At 54.2% G+C, this 18,338-nt stretch carries 16 protein-coding genes; 8 read left to right on the top strand and 8 right to left on the bottom strand.

Features of this window, described 5'->3' with window-relative positions:
- The first annotated feature begins 230 nt into the window (after positions 1-230).
- Entirely contained in the window at positions 231-1,622 is a 1,392-nt protein-coding gene (locus tag SOJ49_RS11750) for a DEAD/DEAH box helicase (protein ID WP_369854700.1), read from the top strand.
- A gap of 251 nt (positions 1,623-1,873) precedes the next feature.
- Positions 1,874-2,704, top strand: a complete 831-nt coding sequence (locus SOJ49_RS11745) for a transglutaminase family protein (protein WP_369854699.1) — start codon at positions 1,874-1,876, stop codon at positions 2,702-2,704.
- Positions 2,705-2,722: 18 nt separating this feature from the next.
- Here SOJ49_RS11745 and SOJ49_RS11740 read toward each other — a convergent pair whose 3' ends face one another.
- On the bottom strand, positions 2,723-3,922 hold the full coding sequence (locus SOJ49_RS11740) for an NnrS family protein (RefSeq protein ID WP_369854698.1): 1,200 nt from the start codon (positions 3,920-3,922) through the stop codon (positions 2,723-2,725).
- Between the two features lie 32 nt (positions 3,923-3,954).
- Entirely contained in the window at positions 3,955-5,145 is a 1,191-nt protein-coding gene (hmpA, locus tag SOJ49_RS11735; protein ID WP_369854697.1) for an NO-inducible flavohemoprotein, read from the bottom strand.
- Between the two features lie 183 nt (positions 5,146-5,328).
- Here hmpA and norR point away from each other — a divergent pair, with 183 nt between their 5' ends.
- The gene (gene norR / locus SOJ49_RS11730) at positions 5,329-6,882 is read left to right on the top strand and encodes a nitric oxide reductase transcriptional regulator NorR (RefSeq protein WP_369854696.1); all 1,554 of its coding nucleotides are present in this window, start codon (positions 5,329-5,331) and stop codon (positions 6,880-6,882) included.
- A 40-nt stretch (positions 6,883-6,922) separates the two neighbouring features.
- On the opposite strand, the gene SOJ49_RS11725 is transcribed toward norR, so the two are convergent.
- Positions 6,923-8,050, bottom strand: coding sequence for a S1 RNA-binding domain-containing protein (locus tag SOJ49_RS11725; protein ID WP_369854695.1), 1,128 nt, complete (start codon positions 8,048-8,050; stop codon positions 6,923-6,925).
- Positions 8,051-8,160: 110 nt separating this feature from the next.
- Positions 8,161-8,439, bottom strand: a complete 279-nt coding sequence (locus tag SOJ49_RS11720) for a peptidylprolyl isomerase (protein WP_369854694.1) — start codon at positions 8,437-8,439, stop codon at positions 8,161-8,163.
- 199 nt (positions 8,440-8,638) lie between these two features.
- On the opposite strand from SOJ49_RS11720, the gene SOJ49_RS11715 reads away from it, so the two are divergent.
- Entirely contained in the window at positions 8,639-8,953 is a 315-nt protein-coding gene (locus SOJ49_RS11715; protein WP_369854693.1) for a DUF3301 domain-containing protein, read from the top strand.
- 20 nt (positions 8,954-8,973) lie between these two features.
- Here SOJ49_RS11715 and SOJ49_RS11710 read toward each other — a convergent pair whose 3' ends face one another.
- Together SOJ49_RS11710 and SOJ49_RS11705 are read right to left on the bottom strand one after the other, a co-directional pair.
- Complete coding sequence (locus SOJ49_RS11710; RefSeq protein WP_369854692.1) at positions 8,974-9,693, bottom strand: gamma-glutamyl-gamma-aminobutyrate hydrolase family protein; 720 nt, start codon at positions 9,691-9,693, stop codon at positions 8,974-8,976.
- Entirely contained in the window at positions 9,690-9,944 is a 255-nt protein-coding gene (locus tag SOJ49_RS11705; RefSeq protein ID WP_369854691.1) for a DUF3820 family protein, read from the bottom strand. The genes SOJ49_RS11710 and SOJ49_RS11705 overlap by 4 nt, the downstream gene beginning before the upstream one ends.
- An 89-nt stretch (positions 9,945-10,033) precedes the next feature.
- Here SOJ49_RS11705 and SOJ49_RS11700 point away from each other — a divergent pair, with 89 nt between their 5' ends.
- A complete protein-coding gene (locus SOJ49_RS11700; RefSeq protein WP_369854690.1) occupies positions 10,034-10,180 on the top strand; it encodes a hypothetical protein in 147 nt (48 codons plus the stop codon).
- A gap of 423 nt (positions 10,181-10,603) precedes the next feature.
- The gene (locus SOJ49_RS11695; RefSeq protein WP_369854689.1) at positions 10,604-13,246 is read left to right on the top strand and encodes a putative bifunctional diguanylate cyclase/phosphodiesterase; all 2,643 of its coding nucleotides are present in this window, start codon (positions 10,604-10,606) and stop codon (positions 13,244-13,246) included.
- Positions 13,247-13,297: 51 nt separating this feature from the next.
- On the opposite strand, the gene SOJ49_RS11690 is transcribed toward SOJ49_RS11695, so the two are convergent.
- Complete coding sequence (locus tag SOJ49_RS11690) at positions 13,298-13,579, bottom strand: pyrimidine/purine nucleoside phosphorylase (RefSeq protein WP_369854688.1); 282 nt, start codon at positions 13,577-13,579, stop codon at positions 13,298-13,300.
- A gap of 289 nt (positions 13,580-13,868) precedes the next feature.
- Between SOJ49_RS11690 and SOJ49_RS11685 the strand changes: the two genes are divergently transcribed.
- Positions 13,869-15,743, top strand: a complete 1,875-nt coding sequence (locus SOJ49_RS11685) for a DEAD/DEAH box helicase (protein ID WP_369854687.1) — start codon at positions 13,869-13,871, stop codon at positions 15,741-15,743.
- Positions 15,744-15,831: 88 nt separating this feature from the next.
- Here SOJ49_RS11685 and SOJ49_RS11680 read toward each other — a convergent pair whose 3' ends face one another.
- On the bottom strand, positions 15,832-17,232 hold the full coding sequence (locus SOJ49_RS11680) for an SLC13 family permease (protein WP_369854686.1): 1,401 nt from the start codon (positions 17,230-17,232) through the stop codon (positions 15,832-15,834).
- A gap of 85 nt (positions 17,233-17,317) precedes the next feature.
- Between SOJ49_RS11680 and SOJ49_RS11675 the strand changes: the two genes are divergently transcribed.
- A complete protein-coding gene (locus tag SOJ49_RS11675) occupies positions 17,318-18,169 on the top strand; it encodes a helix-turn-helix domain-containing protein (RefSeq protein ID WP_369854685.1) in 852 nt (283 codons plus the stop codon).
- The last annotated feature ends 169 nt before the right edge of the window (positions 18,170-18,338 follow it).

Genomic DNA, 18,338 nt, shown 5'->3' with positions numbered 1-18,338 from the left:
TGGGCGTTTTTGATCCTGTCTGATGCGAGGAAACGGTTAAAAGCCTGTTGTTGGTGCGATTTATACGGAGGTAAATTTTACAGAGCTGTCATAATTCAGCGTCTTGGGCTGTTGGCATGGGGGGAGTGGGGTAACAATCACTTGCTACATTTTTAGATGCGGCCCTTATACTGGCAGCCATTGCGCGTTTTTCTGCTGTTAACGGCACCGGGTGCCGGGAGTTGTGTTTGATGATGGATTCTTCCCGACCGGGCAATACTGCCGGGTCGTCAGTGGCGAGTTTTGCGGCTCTGGGGCTGGATGATGCTCTGTGTTTAATGTTGCAACAGCGTGGCTATCAGCAGCCAACGACGGTGCAGCAGCAGGCCATTCCTGCGGCGCTGGCCGGTCGCGATTTGACCGTGGCGGCATCGACCGGCAGCGGCAAGACCGCTGCCTTTGTTTTGCCCTTGCTGCAACAGTTGATGGTAGCGTTTCGTCAGGGAGTAACGGTGGGCAGTAATCGGGTGCGTGTGCTGATTGTGGTGCCTACCCGTGAATTGGCCGAGCAAGTGGCGACCAGTGTTTTGCATTATCGCGAGGGTTTGCCATTGCGGTCGTATGCGGTGTATGGCGGTGTCAGTATCAACCCGCAGATGATGGCGTTACGCAAGGGGATGGATATTCTGATTGCCACGCCGGGACGGTTGCTGGATTTGTATCGTCAGAATGCAGTGGCCTTCGATCAGCTGTCGGCACTGGTGCTGGATGAAGCGGATCGGATGCTGGATTTGGGTTTTGCCGATGAGTTGGACGACTTGTTGTGTGCCTTGCCGCGCAAACGTCAGACGCTGTTGTTTTCAGCGACCTTTTCTGACCGTATCCGCACCATGATTTCCCATGTTGCCCGTGATCCCTTGTCTATCGATGCGGGGGCAAGTAATCAGGCGGCGGCGACAGTTCAGCATTGGCTGATCCCGGTCGACAAAAAACGCAAATCCGAGCTGTTACTGCGGCTGTTACAAGGAGAGGGGTTGCCGGATTGTCAGGTGTCCTGGGCGTCGGTATTGATCTTCGGCAAAACCCGCCAGGGAGTGGATGATCTGGCGCGCGAGTTGAACAGCCGTTCGATATCAGCCGATGCCATTCATGGCGATAAAACCCAGGCGGGCAGACAATCGGCCCTGCAACGCTTCCGCGATGGCGAGGTTCGGGTGTTGGTGGCAACGGATGTGGCAGCGCGGGGGCTGGATATTCCACTGTTGCCAGGAGTCATCAATATGGATCTGCCGATCAATGCGGAAGACTACGTGCACCGGGTCGGTCGCACGGGGCGGGCGGGCAGTCTGGGGCAGGCGATTTCGCTGGTCAGCGCGGATGAGGTACAGGCGCTGGCAGAGATCGAGAATTTGACCGGGCAGTTGATTGAGCGTCGTGGTTGGCCTGAATTTGAGCCATCACACAAGGTGCCGGAAACTCGACTGGGCGGATTGGTGGTGAAAAAACCGAAAAAACCCAAACAGAAAAAAATTCCTGGTTCTGGTCAGACGCCGTTGGGCAGGGTGTTTGATGCTTCGGAAGCCGCTGATGGCCGCAGCAAGAGCGTCGGCCAGGATCGTCGGCGTGGGAGAGGACGACGCTAGCAGTCTGTCGGATTTAAGGCTGTGCTACTGCGGCAAAGCTGGATGTACGATTTTTAACGCCGCGATGTCGAGCGCAGCCATTTATAGTATAGATGTGCTCATTACGTACTTTCTGAGTAGCGGCGCCAGTACGGTGTTAGAGTGTGTCAAGTCCAGCGCCTTTCTTTTGGCTGGTCAGATAACCGGGCAGTCGTGGTTCAGGGTATGTGATCGGTAACTATCGGCCACCATAACTTACAGGATACTTAATTATGCATTTTGTAAAAATAGCGTCTGAACTTGTTTACACGGTTAATTCGCCGTCGAGCTTTGTTTTTAATATAGCGGCAGCGATTACCGACCATCAAAAAACAGTGGAGGAAAATCTTTTTATCTCTCCCTCCATGAATAGTGAGTGGTTTCAGCTGAACAACTTTGGTTCTCGCGGTGTACGTATCGATGCTGAGCCGTGTGAATTAACCATTAATTACAATGCCACCGTCGCGTTGTCTCCCGATATTGAGCAGAATCGATATTTGAATGAAGTGGAGCATAATAAATTGCCTACTTCTGTGCTGTCTTTTTTGAATCCGAGTCGATACTGCGAGTCTGATCGGCTTGGACGTTTGGCCTGGAAAGAATTTGGCCAATTACAGCCTGGGTATTTACGGGTTGATGCGATTTGTAATTGGGTGAACGATCATCTTGATTACGTTGCAGACAGTACTGACACCTCCTCCAGCGCTTGTGATGTGCTGATACAACGTGCCGGAGTTTGCCGGGATTTTGCCCATGTCAGCATTGCTTTATGTCGTGCTTTGGGTATTCCCGCCCGTTATGTGTCGGGTTATGCGGTTGGACTGGAGCCACCTGATTTTCATGGTTTTTTTGAGGCTTATTTAGAAGATCGCTGGTTTCTGTTTGATGCTACCCGGATGGCACCGGTCAGTGGCCTGGTGAGAATTGGCATTGGCCGGGATGCGGCGGATGCGTCATTTGCCAATATTGTTGGTCTGGCGATGATGAAGTCGATCAAGGTGGAAGCCACGGCGGTGGATTGGGAACTCACTTATAAAAATGGTGGCCCAGTCTCAACGGCTTGAAGGGCAGCCCCATTCTTATCAACCGGGTGTGCCATCGGGTCGTGCCCGGGACAATATGGGGAAAAAGACAACAACAAACAGGCTGAACGCTGTCATCCAGAGCAGCCCCGCAAGGATGAGCAGCCAGAGTGCCTGGTCGGGTAAGAGCGCGGGCAGAATACGGACGATGGTGGCAGCAATCATCAACAGAAACGCGCTGGTTATGGCCGGTGTGGCCTGAATTTTCCGGCCAGTGTGACCAAGCGATACCCGTGACATCATGGCCAGTATCATCAGGCTGATGCCTCCCAGAGTAATCACATGATAGCTGGTGGACGCGCTAATAAGCCCGGTTGTTTGGTGCAGGCCAACCAGACACAGACCAATGGACATTAACCAATAACTGATGTGCAGTGACCACAGCATTGGTGTTTGTAATGCGACGATAAAACGCCAACGGAAGGCACGCCAGGCGTTTAATGCTCCGGCACCAATAAGAATAATGCCCGTCACTGCTTCAGTTGTTGGTAGTAATCCCATGCCGGCCGGAATACAGAGTGTGGTTGTCAGGATCGTTGCTTTTTCCAGCCATGGCAGTGTTGCCACCCGTGCCGTCTGCGTACCATTGGCCGTGAACATGGGGAATACTCTCCCACCGATCATGCACATTAGCAGGACAATCAGCAGAATCATGCCATGAGCGGTCGCTTGCTGGTTGATGATGCCACTACCGGATTGGTCTGAGTGCATCATGGCATTCAGACCGCTCATCAGTAACAGAATGGGGGCAAACATCAGGTTACGCCACATTTTCACCCGTATAACCGGCCGGGCCAGAACCACAGCAGCGAGGGGCAGAAAAAGAAAGTCAACCAGACCAATGAGGTTGGCTGGCAAGAGTGCTGGCAAGAGCATAACCACTCTGCCAGCTAACCAGACACCAACCAATAAACCCAAGGGTAAACCGCTTAGCCCTGGTTGATTGGTCCAGCTTTTGACTGCGGTCAACAAAAAGCCGACCACAATGGCGGCAACAAACCCAAACAGCATTTCATGCATGTGCCAGAAATACAGACCGCCAGCAGGAGCAATTAATTGTGCCCCGCTGAGGCTGGCCACCCAGAGGCCAACACAGATAACGCCAAAAATGGCCCCCAGTCCAAAAAAAGGACGAAATGCCAGAGCAAACCATGCCCATTCCGGCTGCTGTGATGATGAGGTTAGCGCTGGTCTGGTCATGGTACTGGTTGCTCCTGCATCCGTGTCAGGCGTCAGACTGCCGCTATGGCAAGTTCCTCTGCCGGGCCAAAGAATTCATGATGACGTTGGTCTTCAGGTATCGCCAACGCATCACAGAGTTGGTTAATGCATACCATAAAAGGTTTGGGGCCAAGGAAGTAGATCTGGGCGTCTCGGCTTTCAGGCAGCACAGGTGCCAGCATATCCTGATTCAGGAAGCCGGTGGCATCTGGTGTATCTCCTGGCAGTGGTTTTTCGTAAATAATGAAGCTTTTCAGGTTGGCATACTGGCTGGCCAATGCCTCGACGTGCTCTTTAAAAGCGTGGTGTTGGCTGTCGATTGCCGCGTGAACAAACACGATCGGGCGACCGTCCGACACGCAGCTGTTGAGCATACTGATTGCGGGTGTTATCCCGACTCCTCCTGTGATCAATACCAGTGGCTGTTCGGATTTTGGCGGTAAGACAAAATTACCGGCTGGTGCTGTCAGCATGACTTCGTCACCCGGTCTGGCTCTGTTATGCAGGTATCCGGATACCGTGCCATTGGCTTCTTTCTTGACTGAAATCCGCAGGCCACGTTTACCAGGAGCATCGGAGAGGCTGTAGTTGCGGCGCAGCGATTGGCCATCAATATCGAGTATCAGTGCTATGTACTGGCCAGGAGTGAAATCGATATTCTCTTCACCCTCTGTCGGGATCAGGTAAAACGATGAAATAACCGCGCTTTCTTTTTCGATACGCTCAATCACAAAACGGCGCTCTCCGCGCCAGCCACCCCGACGCTGGGCATGGTCGGAATAAAGCCCTTCTTCTACCTGAATCAGCAAGTCGGCCAGTTGCTGATAGGCCGCTCCCCAGGCATCGGCAATATCCGGTGTTACCGCGTCGCCCAGTACTTCACCAATAGCCTCCATCAGGCACTCCCCAACGATCGGGTAATGTTCCGGAAGAATATTCAAGGCGCAGTGTTTATGGGCGATCAGTCCAACAGCGCTGCCAAGGGCATCCAGATTGTCGATATGGGTGGCATAAGCTACCAGGGCGTTGGCGAGTGCCTGGCGCTGGGTGCCTTTTTGCTGGTGTGTCTGGTTAAACAGATCTGCCACCGCAGGGTAACGGCGGAACATCAGAGGATAAAAGCATTCAGTAATCTCTCGGGAATGAGCACCGACAACCGGGGCGGTTGCTTTGATGATGTCGATTTGGCTGGGGGATAGCATCGGATGTTGTCCTCTTGGCGCACCGGCAGGTGGGCGCTGTCTGTAAAAGTTAATGTTCCCCCGGTTCTTTCCAATATCCGTGCCATTTATAACTTATTGATATGTAAGGAGTAATTTTCATTGGGTCTTTTTTACATCAAGCGGGTGTGGTTGAAATGACCTCATCGAGGTAATATTGACAACATGCCATTTAAACATTACATCTCAGTCATCGAAGACCTTAGCCGTGAGTTGCCAGTTGATGTTCGGTACCGTCGTTTATTGGAAGCTATCCGGCACACCATTCCCTGTGATGCCATCGCACTCTTGCGGCTCTCGGGCGAAGTGTTGCGGCCCATTGCCTTTCTGGGGCTGCGCGAAGAAACCCGGGGAAGACATTTTCATCCGGATCATCACCCCAGACTGAAACAAATCCTTGAGCACCAACGGCTGATCCGGTTTCCTGCGGATTCGCTGCTACCAGACCCATATGACGGCCTGATGCGCTTGCCCGGCATTGATTCTCGCGTGCACGACTGTATGGGGATATCGATTCAGGTGGATGGGCGCAATTGGGGAGTCATTACTTTGGATGCTTCTCGCCCGGGGCAATTTGATGAAACAATTCCTCATGCAGAAGAGCTGGCAATTACCCTGACTCGTGCGGTTATTACCGCAGCAGAACGTATCGAGACACTGCGCCAGCAGGTCAATCGTGGGCAACAAGTCACCGAGGCACTCAATCAGGAGCGCCTTTCAACCGGCGTTGTGGGTAGCAGTACCGAGATCATGCGGCTGATCAGTGATGTGGATGTTGTTGCACCCACCTCGATGACGGTATTGATTGAAGGTGAAACCGGGGTTGGCAAAGAGTTGGTTGCCCGGCGTTTGCATATGCAATCGGCCCGAGCGGATAAACCTCTGATTTACCTGAACTGCGCTGCATTACCGGAGACCCTGGCTGAGGCAGAGCTGTTTGGCCACACCCGTGGCGCTTTCACCGGGGCCAGTCAGGCGCGAGCGGGCCGATTCGAGTTGGCCGATGGTGGAACGCTGTTTCTTGATGAAATTGGTGAGTTACCAATCACCTTGCAAGCGACGCTGCTGCGGGTGTTGCAAGAAGGTGACATCCAGAGGGTCGGCAGTGATGAGACACACAAGGTTGATGTGCGGGTGGTTGCTGCGACTAACCGTAACCTGAAACATGAGGTGGCTGCCGGTCGTTTTCGGGAAGACCTGTATCACCGTTTAAGTGTTTTTCCTCTGCGAGTGCCTGCTTTGCGGGAACGCCAGCGGGATGTACTGGAGCTGGCGGAGTTTTTCCTGGAGCGTCTGCAGCACCGGCTGAATGTTCAAAAATTGCTGTTAACGGCAGATGCCCGCGAGACTCTGTTGCGCTACCAGTGGCCGGGTAATGTGCGGGAGTTGGAACACGTGCTGGGCCGTGCGGCACTCAGGGCGCAGCGGCCGTCTGATCATGCACTGGTCTATATCGACAGGCAGACTCTGGCACTGGGTGATATCGAACTTCAACCATCAGACTCTGGTGTTGATGAGCTGGATGGTGGCGACCAGAGCGGCAGTGGTCAGGGCGGCTTCGGGTCGCTGGCTGAGCTGACCCGGTGCTATCAGACGCGCCTGATTAGTCGGGTGCTACAGGAGCAAGTGGGCAATGTGTCGGCGGCTGCGCGCGTGCTGCAAGTTGACCGAAGCAATCTTCTGAGGCTGGTGAAACGCCTTGGCATCCATGTCGGGTGATCATGTCGGGTGATCATGTCGGGGGGTTGGGCGCTGCCAATCAGTCCTTCTTTAACTTCATGGTCGAAGCCCGTGGCTTGCGATTGCTGTGAAATACTTTTTTCACCGGTGGGGCTTTGGGCGCGTGGGCTTCGGTAACGGGTTCTTTTGACGCGTTATCGTGGTCGACCTGCGGTTGCGGTGCGAGTGGCACGTGTTGTCGCGGCTTGTCGGTGTCGGGTTGCGATTGGACTGCAGCTTTTTGCTGTATCGGCCGAGGCTTGTGATGTTTACGTTGACTGGCCGGTACAGCGATCGCGGTGCCATCACCGTTGATGCGGATGCTGTCTGGTTCGATCAGGATGCGGCGTTCCTTGTAGAGTTTGCCAATCGCCATCTTGAAGGCACGCTTGCTGGTGCCGAAGTGCATTTCGATCAAATCCGCAGGACTGCTGTCACTGAGGGGCAGCACGCCGCCTTTGTCTTGCAGTTTTTTCATGATCCGTTCAGCCAGGCCATCGGCGCGGTGGTGACCAATCCGTTCCAGGCTGAGGTCGACCTTGCCATCTTCGCGCACTTTTCTGACGAAACCATCGAGTTTCATGCCAATACGAACGGCCGTTCGGATGTCATCATTGTGCAGCAGCCCCCACCATTGATGATTGATGATGGCTTTGTAGCCGAGGTCAGTGCGCTGGGCAATCAACAGTTTGACGGCATCTCCCGTCTTGAGTGGTGGCTCGGCATCCTTGTTGTAGATGGTATTGGCAACGGCCTGATCCTTGATAAAACGGTTCAGTTTCGCACTGCCGATCAGACGGCCGGTATTATCTTCGGTAAGGTACACCACGTACGACTTGCCCTGTTCCATGCGCTGCTGCTGTTCGGCGAAGGGGACAAACAGATCTTTTGGCAAACCCCAGTCGAGGAAGGCCCCGGTGTTGTTGATATCCACTGCCTCCAGACAAGCCGCTTGCTTCAGCTGGATACGGGGGCGCTGCAGGGTGGCGATAATACGGTCTTCTGAATCCAGATAGACAAATACCGTGAGAGAGTCGCCAATCACAGTACCTTCGGGAACCTGGCGGTTGGGCAACAAAACCTTGCCAGCAAAGCCGTCATCCAGGTACATCCCCTGGGGTTGTTGGTCGATAACGGTCAGGGTATGGAACAGTCCGGCTTGCAGCATAAGGATGTCTCAACAGTGCGGGTAATAGTGGTAGGGGCTTTGTAATCGTAGCCCTGAATTGGATGGTCTTGCTGGCCGGAATGCTGAAACCGGTGATTCTGGTTTACTGGTCAGTTACGGTAAATGGTTTCAATCAGATGAAAACCGAATTGCGTTTTTACCGGCCCCTGAACTTTGAGTACTGGCCCCTTGAACACGACATCGTCAAAGGCCTTGACCATATCGCCCTTGTTGAATTCGCCGAGGCTGCCGCCATTTTTCTTTGACGGGCACTGGGAAAATTTTTGTGCCAGGCGAGAAAAGTCCGCGCCGTTATCCAGCTGGGTTTTGAGTTTGTCTGCTTCTTCACGGGTTTTTACCAGAATATGGCGGGCGCAGGCACGAGGCATGGTGGTGGCTCCACAGAATAACGGGATGGGTTGCAGGGCTGACGATTGCAGCCGGACAGAATAGCAGAAACTGCGGTGCAGCTGAATCGCTGAGGATACGGTTGAGGGATTGCTATCCGGTTTGAGTTGTCAGCACATGCCGGGCACACTTGCGGCTTAAAACAAGGGCAGCCGGAAACAAGCGAGGTAGGTGGCAGTGATGGTGACTCTGGATAGTCTGGTGATTTTGCTGCTGCTGGCGGTGATCTGGTGGGGCTGGTCGGTACAGCAGAAGGTGCGGCTGGTGGCGCTCAAGCATGCGCGACGACGTTGCCAGGACGAAGGGGTGCAGCTGCTGGATGACACCCTGGTATTAGAGCGTATGAAACCGGCCATGGGACGGGGCAGTTTATTGATATGGCAACGTTGTTATGGCTTTGAGTTCAGTTCCACCGGAGAGCACCGCTATAGCGGTACGGTGCAGATGCGTGGCCTGACATTACAAGCCGTCGAGATGGCGGCTTATCGTACCTGATCTGCAGTCCGGAAACGGGTCTACTTCTGGCTGTAGGTAATGAAATCCAGCATCCATTGACCGATTAATGAGGCATCCGTTGGCTCTACCAACGTGGCCATGCCAGACTGATAGCGCGATTCACCAATACATTGCTGGCGACGAGGCAGCAAACGACGTGTGTATTCTGCGGTAAATTCCGGGTGACCCTGAAAAGCCAGCACCTGGTTGTTGATATAAAACGCCGCGTTCGGGCAGAAGTCGCAGCACGCCAGCCGGGTGGCTGAGGCGGGCAGTTGTTCTACCTGATCGCGGTGGCTGTAGATCAGTCGAAATTGTTCAGCCGACAAACTGCACCATTCGGGCTGCTGTATCACCTTGCTGAGACGCACCCCGATCCCCCAGCCCCGTTCGCTGCGGGCGGCTGTGCCGCCAAGAGTGTGGGCCAGCAGCTGGTGGCCAAAACAGATACCGATTAATGGTTTGTGTGCGGCATATGCCTGTTGCACCCAGGCCGAGAGCGGCGATAACCAGCCAACGTCATCGTATACGCCGGTTTTGGAGCCGGTAATCAAAAACACATCGCACTCATCCAGAGAGACTGGCAACTCCCCCTGGGTTACCCGGTAATAACGAAACTCCCAGTCCTGTTCCGTGTCAAGTGAACGGAAAAACTGCTCGAACATGTGTCCGTAGGAGTGATAGTCGGCGATGAGGTCAGGGTATAGCTCGTCGGTTTCGAGCAGGCCAAGCCGTATCAATGTCGTGTTTCCTGTTGGGTGTTGGAGGTGGGCTGCACGGACTGCCGCAGCGGTGTCAGCAAATCTTCCAATCCATTAATACGTATTTCAAGTGCCAGCGCCATCAGTCTTCCCAGCTCGCCCTCGGGAAAACCTTTGTTGACGAACCACAACAGGTATTCTTCCGGTAAATCCATCAGGATTCTGCCCTGATATTTGCCAAATGGCATGGTGTTGGAAATTAGCCGGATCAGATCAGTTTTATCGAACATGGCGCATTTTTCCGTAGGCTGTAGGGGACATCTATTTAATCCTGCACGGCTCTGCGCGAGTGTTGCCGTTGTTCAGGGCAAGGCGACGAATGCAGCGAAATGACGAGTCCTTTTCAAATTCGTCAACACCGCACTGGACGGCGGCAACCCGCGCCCTTCGGGGGCTGCCGGATGATCTCGACTCGGTGTCGCCGACGTTTGACTTGACCCGTCAGGCCTGCAAGTCGGCTTCGTGATTCGACACCATCCGGTGGCCCAGAGTGAGCACCGGATTAAATAGATGTCCCCTGTAGTGACACTTTTATTTCATAAAGCACAAGTTTCTGTCGTTGTTATTACATAAATTAGCAAAAATTCAACTATCTTGGTAACGGCTATCAGTCCGTGGCGGCTATTTTTTAATAGAACTCTTTGTATGGTTCCTATAGGCGTAAACGTTCATTTTTGATATATAAGTCATTGGTGATCGGTCGTACAGTAGATCTTTTTAGCTATCCGGACGACGGTTCTACAAGAGTAACCTGTCGGCGTGTGGTTGTTGCGGGCGATTACGTCAAATTGATGAGAGGTCTGGTTCTTCGTCTGTAGATTGACGCTGCCCAGGTTGTACTTTTATTGGATTGCAGGTCGTTTTGTGAACTGCCTGCGGGAGAATTTCTGTGATCGGATCGTTTCCCGAATCAGCCAAACCCGCTTCGAATTTGGTGGCAGCGAACCAAACCCTTCACCGCAGCCGAAATCGCCGTTTATGTCAGGTGGTTGAGCGTTGTGCTCGGGCGTTTGTATCGAGTGAAGGGGATACGGTTCAGGGGGATCTGGAAGGGATGCTGTTCCTGGTGGCCGAAGCGATGGGTGCTGTCGATGCCATGTTGTTGATTTCGTCGCCGGTAATCAGTTGGCAAAGCCGGGTGGATGTGGTGGTTAGCCAGCAGCCGGTGGATGTGCTGAATCGGCTGGCGGATTTTTCACTGGACTCGCTGATACAGTCTGGTGAGGCGTTATCGGATATTTACCAGTGCCGGGCACCGCAATCGGGCCAGGACATTTCGGTGTGGCAATATTTGCTCGGTGGTATGCCGGGGTTAGTGTTACCCCTGGTCAGTCATGGCAGCCCGCGGGCGGTGATGGCGTTTGCTTTTGAAAAAGACGAACTGGTGCTGTCGAGCGAAGGACGTTCAGCATTGCTGACGCTGGCGCATATGGCGGTGGTGTTCGCGGATGTCGGAGTACTGGACACTCTGCTGCAGTGCCAGGTGAGGGTTGCTGAGGACATTGAGCGTTTGTCCGGGGTGGGAAGTTGGGAGTTTCACCCGGCTACGAATTTGCTGCGGGTCTCGCCACAGCTGAAGCAGTTGTTTGGCTTGCTGGATGGCGAGGCGGTGCGTTTACCCTATCTGGCGCGACGTATTCACCAGGACGATCGTCAGCGGGTATTGGCGACGGTTACCGAGAGTCTGAGGCAGGGGGAAGGTTATCAGCTGGAGTGTCGGATTGTGCTGCCCACTGGTCGACAGCGGCGCGTGTACGTGCGAGCCGAGGTTGAACGACAGCAAAACGGCGAGATCTGGCGTTATGGACTGGTGCAGGATATCGGTTCGACCAACCGGCTGGAGAGCACGTTGCCCCTGTATCACCGGATTGTTGAGCAGATGGAGGAAGGGGTGTTGGTGTTGTCGTGCAGCGGCACCGTTGAATCCGTCAATCCGGCGTTTTGCCGGATGACCGGTTATAGCGCCGCAACACTGGCAGGCAAACAATTACAGAGTCTTCACCGGGCGCAGCACCCGCCCGCGTTTTATCGCAATATTCTGGTCAGTAGCTGTCGTACCGGTAGCTGGGTCGGTGAAATAGATCACCGTCTGGCATCCGGAGATGTGGTTGCTCATCTGGTCAGGGTGACGACCATTCGGCGGGAGGATGAGTCAGTACGTTATCTGGTGATCATGTTGCAGGGTGCGACCAGCGGTCGCCAGCTATCGCTGTCCACCGAATGGCTGGCGAATCGGGATGTGCTCACCGGCCTGCCTAACCGTAACCTGGCCATCCAGCGTATTGAAACCGCCATTACGACGGCTGATGCACCGAAGCAAGTCGGCGTTGTGGTCATTAATATTGATGATTTCAAACCCATTAACGACAGCCTGGGGCATGTCTACGGCGATGAATTGCTCAAGGCGTTTGGTCTTCGTTTGATTCGTTGTGGGCTGGGTAGCGAAAATGTGGCCCGTCTCGGCGGTGATGAGTTTTGTGTGCTGATTCCGCACCTGACCAGTCAGGATGATGCTTTGCAGGTGGTTACCCGGATTCGCCAGTTGGAGCAGCAATCTTACGACCTGGATGCCGGGTTCGAAGTGTATGTCAGCGTGTGTATGGGAGTGGCAATATACCCACAACATGGAGACTCAGCGCTGCAATTGCTTAACAACGCCGATACCGCGTTGCATGAAGCCAAGCGCGCTGGGCGCGATTCAGTTTGTTATTACCACAATGACATGACCCTGGCGGCCGCGTCGCGGTTGGAGCTGATTAGTCAGTTACGTGTGGCCTTGCAAAATGGCAGTGGCCTGCGGCTGTTTTATCAGCCCCAGGTTGATGCCATCACCGGCCAGTTGGTCGGGCTTGAAGCCTTGATTCGCTGGCAGCACCCGGCCGACGGCTTGTTGCTGCCGGATCGTTTTCTGGGTAGTGCCCATGATGCAGGTCTGATGCCGGACATTGACCGTTTTGCCTTGCAGCAAACGGCCCGCCAGATATTCCATTGGCGCAGCAAGGGCCTGCTTGTGGTACCGGTTGCGGTGAACATATCGCAGCAAAGTTTTGTTGCCGGCAATTTGCTGGAGCAACTGCAATCGCTGGTTGGATTGTTCGGCTTGCAGCCCGGTGATATTGAACTGGAACTGACCGAAGGGGCATTGCTGGAGCCAACACCGCAGGTACTGACACTGATTTCAGCCATCAATGATCTGGGCATTGGTCTGGTGATTGATGATTTTGGTACCGGCTATTCATCGCTGGGTTATTTGCATCGGTTCCCGTTACAGAAGCTGAAAATCGACCGCAGCTTTGTCTCTGGAGTGGAAGACGCGGGGGACAGCCAGGTTATCACCCGTACCATTGTTAAAATGGCACAGGAGCTGGGTTTTGGGCTGGTTGCCGAAGGGGTTGAAAATGCCCGTCAGGCGGATTTTTTAAGCCGTTCCGGTTGCGTGGTGCACCAGGGCTTCTGGTATGACCAGGCATTGGAGCCGGAGTCTGTCGAAGGGATGCTGCAGGCGTTACCCTCTGAGTCGCTGCCCGAGTAAATCGAACAGGCGACCCGAGTCGTCGGCTTATTTACTGGCTTGTTCGAAAACTTATTCGTAAGTGCAGAAATACGCGGTGTCAGTGGTGATACGCACCTGGAATTTCTGCTCAGCAGCAATGGCGAAGGATTGACCCTGGGCAAAGGACTGCCATTCGGTTGCACCGGGAAGCAGCGTATCGATGGCACCGGAAACGACCGTCATGACTTCGTTCTGGCTGGTGCCGAATTCGTATTCACCGGGCAGCATGACGCCAACGGTGGCTGGCAACGTGCTTGTTTGCAAGCCAATCGAAGCGACTTTGCCGTCGAAATACTGGTTCACTTTCAGCATCAGGGTTACTCCTCAAATAAATGAGCCGGGAGTATAGCGAGTTGAGGGTCAAAGCAGAATAGCGTGTAGTTTTTGTTACAACGCCAAGAAAGAACAGGAAATTATTTTTTCTATCCTGTATAGTCCGCCCCCCTTTCGACAAACAAACATGTCGGGCCAGGCCGAATGCAGATAGTTGGTACCAGAGACCACCGTCACTACAGACAGGTGCAGGTATCAGCTCACAGTTCAGACATTGTTCTGAAAGACACGGCCAACGCCCTGCCTCTGTGACTGCTATAGGTAATATATGACCGATACTACACCCGCTGGTTTCGCCAGCCTGGGCCTCCCATTCTCTATTCTGCGTACACTTGAAGAGCTGGGCTACGAAGCACCCTCTCCGATTCAAGCCGCAGGTATTCCGCCATTGTTGGCTGGTCAGGACGTTTTGGGTATGGCCCAGACCGGTACTGGTAAAACCGCTGCCTTCGCCTTGCCATTGCTGGCACGCACCCAGGCAGATTTCAAAACACCTCAGGTTCTGGTGCTGGCACCTACCCGTGAGCTGGCCCAGCAGGTTGCTGAAGCCATCAAAACGTACAGCCGTTACATGAACGACATCAACGTTACGGCTATTTATGGTGGTACCGATTACGGTACTCAGTTACGCGAGCTGAAGCGTGGTCCACAATGGGTTGTGGGCACACCCGGCCGTGTGATGGATCACCTGCGTCGTGGCAGCCTGAACCTGGCTGACATCAAGGCTGTGGTACTGGACGAAGCCGATGAAATGCTGCGTATGGGCTTTATCGACGACGTTAACTGGATTCTGGAGCACACGCCACGCACCCGTCAGGTTGCCTTGTTCTCCGCGACCATGCCAAAAGAAATCCAGCGTGTTGCCGAGACTCACCTGAAAGACCCGGTACAGGTCAAGATCCAGAACAAGACCACCACCAATTCCAATATTTCCCAGCGCTACTGGTTTGTAACCAGCGCCCACAAAAACGATGCGCTGTTGCGTATTGCTGAAGTGGAAGACTTTGATGCCATGATGGTGTTTGTACGCACCAAGCAGGCTACCGAAGAAGTGGCTGATTTCATGCAACAGCATGGTTTCCGTTGTGCGCCGCTGAATGGTGACATTCCGCAGCAGCTGCGTGAAAAAGCGGTTGAGAAGCTCAAGGCCGGTCGACTGGATATTATTGTTGCGACCGACGTCGCGGCTCGTGGTCTGGACGTTGAGCGTATTTCCCACGTTATCAACTACGACATTCCGCAAGACACCGAATCCTACGTACACCGTATTGGCCGTACTGGCCGTGCCGGTCGTGAAGGTGCGGCGATTGCTTTTGTTCGTGGTCGTGAAAAACGCATGTTGCGCGACATTGAACGTGCTACCCGTCAGCAGATTGAAGAAATGCAGCTGCCAACGGCAAAAGACGTCAATGCCAAGCGCAAGTCGCGCTTCCAGCAGCGCATTCTGGAAGCCATCAGCCCGGAAAAAAATTCCGTCTATCGCGAGATGGTTGAATCGTTACAGCAGGAACACGAAGTGGATCCGCTGGAATTGGCCGCAGCACTGGCAAGCCTGATTCAGGGTGACAAGCCGTTGTTCCTGGACGAAAACGAAGACTTGCGTGCTCGTCGTGAACCTCGCGAAACGCGTGAGCCACGCGATCCCCGTGATCGTAATGAACGTGCGCCACGTCAATCGCGTGATGCACGTGAGCCGCGTAAAGCTGCACCGGATGCCCGTGCCAAGCCGCTAAAAGGCAAGCCGGATGTGGAAATGCAGCGTTTCTGGGTCGGTGTTGGTTACGACCATGGCCTCAAGCCGGGTAACCTGGTTGGCGCGATTGCCAACGAAGCTGATCTGGAAAGTGCCTTCATTGGTCACATCGAGATTTTTGAACAGTACTCTGTTGTCGATCTTCCGGATGGCATGCCAGAACCCGCCATGGCGGTACTGCGCAAGGCCCGTGTTTGTGGTCAGGCACTGGGGATTCGTCCTTACCGTTCAGAGCTGGCGCTGGAATCGTCCTCTGCAGCGCCACGTCGTACCGACAGCCGTCGCACTGATAATCGTCGTGGTGATGCACCGCGTCGTGATAGTCGCCGTCAGGATGGGCCGCCTCGCAGCAGCCGTCCGCCGCGCAAGGGCAACGCCAGTCAGGGTTGATCCCGTGCTGACCGGATAGCGGATCAAGCGCCGCGATCCATCAGATACTAAAAAACCGGATGCCGTCACAGGCATCCGGTTTTTTTGTTTATGACGGGTCAAACATACCGAGAAAATCCCACCAGAAGTAATCCACGGGCACCAATACCAGCAGGGTAATCAGTGACAGCGGAAACTGCACCTTGAGAATCCGTCGCACGGGTTCCCCGGTCATATAAACCGCCATCAGCAAGGGGCCAGACTGATAAGGAAACATAATGCTGGAATAGCCCAGAACCTGGGTCATCAGTACGGTTTGGAGCGGAAACCCGGATGACTCAGCCAGATGTTGGGCCATCGGTGCGAGTATGGCCGGTGCTCCGGCCTGGGTCGTGGGCAGGGTAGCAAGAAAGGCGCTGGCGGCTAACGACAGAAAGTTGCGAAAGTGTTGGCCTGGCTCCAGTGGCAGTGCGTATTCCAGCTGTTGTCCCAGCCATTGGCCAAGGCCCGTGCTATTGATCAGGGCACCAATGCCGAGAATGCCAGCAATAAACACCAGCATGGTGACATTCATATTGAATTTTTCTGCATCGACCAACCCAACACCAGGCAGCATCAGAAAAATGGCGGCTCCCAGGCCGACCCAGGCAGGGTTAATCCCATGCCATTCATCCGTCAACCAAAGCCCGAGAGCGATGGCCAGAATGGCCAGCATACGGATTTGTTTGCCATCAAACGGCTGCCTGATGGCATTGGTCGTGGTATTGCCTTGCGCCAGAATCTCGTTCGACTCGCGTGCCGGATAGGCCCAGAGGATGATCGCGATCAGCAATCCGGCCTTGGCCAGTCCGAGCACCGGAAAGTGTAATAACAAGAAATCGGTAAAGCCGAACTGGATCCCGTAAAGCGAATCAGCCGCGCCACTCAGTACCATATTGGGGATATTGGCGGGGAGAATGGCCACGGTAGGGATGTGGGAGCCAATGGCAACGGCGATCAGAATGCCAGAGCGTCCCGGGCTGCCGGACTGAAAGCCAAGCCGGTCTGCCAGCGCCATCACAATCGGCAGCATCATCACCAGACGCCCCATGGATGACGGCATCAAAAAGCCAAGCAGCAGACTAATCAGTACCAGACCGATGATCAGGCGATGATAGCTGCCCGCCAGCAGCGTTTGCAGGCCGCTGGCCAGGCGATCTCCCAGGCCGGTATTTTGAATACCCATACCAATGACCGTGCCAGCAAAAATCAACCACAGCGCGGTGGATGAAAACCCTGCGAACACCTCTATGGGAGGTGCCAGGCCACAGAGGATAACGATCAGGAAAAAAATCAGGGCAGTCAGAAATTCAGGAATCGCACCGGTTGACCAGAGCGGCACGATAAGCAGCACCAGCGCCAGCGTCTGGTTCTGAGTGCTGGTGAGCGACGACAGCGGCGACAGCAAGACAAATGCTGCCAACCCCATCATCGCCAACAAAAACAGGTATTTGGGTTGCTTGAGTAACACCAGAAAATGCTCCGTCTGTAGGGTGTTGCGGGTATGGCCGTTATTGTGGCACGCTGCTGGTATGTCAACAGTCGATAGAACGCCAATGAATATCGAATTTACGCCAGGATTGATGTATCACCAATGTGCGGCGGCAACACAGCAGCGTCCAGAGGGTGGTGCTGGTCGTATTATGAGCAGTTGCATCGATCCGCAACGACCGGTGCTTTATCTGGGAGAGGACTTGTCTGCCGGTTCGCTGCGTACGGCCCATGAGCATGTGCGCGGTCAGCTGGCCTGGGCGGCCTCGGGGGTGTTGCGGGTTAACACGGAAAGCGGTAGCTGGCTGGTACCACCTAGTCATGCGGTATGGATAACCGGTGGCCTGCAACATGAAATTCTGGTCGTCAGCCCGGCGTCGATACGTTACCTCTTTATTGATCCTTCCGTCTTTGACCGGTTACCAACTGAGTGTCAGGTGATGTCGGTGACGCCACTGTTGCGCGAACTGATTTTACGTTTGCTGCTGCTGGATCTGTCGGTACCGGCGCAGGGCAAGTCGGCTCGACTGATTCAGGTGCTGCTGGATGAGTTGTCTGATCTGGAAACTTCGCCGTTGCACCTGCCCGTCGGCCAAGACCGGCGCTTGCTGGCGGTGATGAATATGTTAACTCTGGATCCGTCCGATGGGCGCTCATTACCGCAACTGGCCGCAGCAGCAGGAGCCAGTCCGCGCACCATTGAGCGGCTGTTTCGCAGTGAGTCGGGGCTGAGTTTTCGCCAATGGCGTGCACGGCTGAGGCTGATGGAAGCCATGCAGCGGCTGGGGGAGGGCGAAAGCAGTGCTGCCATCGCGTTGTCACTTGGCTATTCCAGCAGCAGTGCTTTTGTAGCGGCATTTCGGCGTTACTTTGGTCAGCCTCCACAACGTTTTGCCCAGCAAGGGCTATTGAATTAAACGGGTGTTTGGCGGTGTTTGACGGTGTTTGACGGTGTTTGACGGTGATGGGTGAACGGATTGTTTCAGATTGCTGGGCTGTCCGATAACAGGAAACCGTTACTATTGCTGAATCCTGATGCTTGAATCCTGATGCTTGAATCCTGATGTTTAAATCTAAGGGGAATGC

Source organism: Candidatus Thalassolituus haligoni, assembly GCF_041222825.1.
GTDB lineage: Bacteria > Pseudomonadota > Gammaproteobacteria > Pseudomonadales > Oceanobacteraceae > Oceanobacter > Oceanobacter antarcticus.
The sequence above is the reverse complement of the archived record's forward strand: the minus strand, read 5'-3'. Positions and strand labels throughout refer to the sequence as shown.

Excerpts from the sequence above, each read along its gene's own strand:
- SOJ49_RS11750 (WP_369854700.1), top strand. The coding sequence starts at position 231 with ATGATGGATTCTTCCCGACCGGGCAATACTGCCGGGTCGTCAGTGGCG.
- SOJ49_RS11745 (WP_369854699.1), top strand. The coding sequence starts at position 1,874 with ATGCATTTTGTAAAAATAGCGTCTGAACTTGTTTACACGGTTAATTCG.
- SOJ49_RS11740 (WP_369854698.1), bottom strand. The coding sequence starts at position 3,922 with ATGACCAGACCAGCGCTAACCTCATCATCACAGCAGCCGGAATGGGCA.
- hmpA (WP_369854697.1), bottom strand. The coding sequence starts at position 5,145 with ATGCTATCCCCCAGCCAAATCGACATCATCAAAGCAACCGCCCCGGTT.
- norR (WP_369854696.1), top strand. The coding sequence starts at position 5,329 with ATGCCATTTAAACATTACATCTCAGTCATCGAAGACCTTAGCCGTGAG.
- SOJ49_RS11725 (WP_369854695.1), bottom strand. The coding sequence starts at position 8,050 with ATGCTGCAAGCCGGACTGTTCCATACCCTGACCGTTATCGACCAACAA.
- SOJ49_RS11720 (WP_369854694.1), bottom strand. The coding sequence starts at position 8,439 with ATGCCTCGTGCCTGCGCCCGCCATATTCTGGTAAAAACCCGTGAAGAA.
- SOJ49_RS11715 (WP_369854693.1), top strand. The coding sequence starts at position 8,639 with ATGGTGACTCTGGATAGTCTGGTGATTTTGCTGCTGCTGGCGGTGATC.
- SOJ49_RS11705 (WP_369854691.1), bottom strand. The coding sequence starts at position 9,944 with ATGTTCGATAAAACTGATCTGATCCGGCTAATTTCCAACACCATGCCA.
- SOJ49_RS11700 (WP_369854690.1), top strand. The coding sequence starts at position 10,034 with ATGCAGCGAAATGACGAGTCCTTTTCAAATTCGTCAACACCGCACTGG.
- SOJ49_RS11690 (WP_369854688.1), bottom strand. The coding sequence starts at position 13,579 with ATGCTGAAAGTGAACCAGTATTTCGACGGCAAAGTCGCTTCGATTGGC.
- SOJ49_RS11685 (WP_369854687.1), top strand. The coding sequence starts at position 13,869 with ATGACCGATACTACACCCGCTGGTTTCGCCAGCCTGGGCCTCCCATTC.
- SOJ49_RS11675 (WP_369854685.1), top strand. The coding sequence starts at position 17,318 with ATGAATATCGAATTTACGCCAGGATTGATGTATCACCAATGTGCGGCG.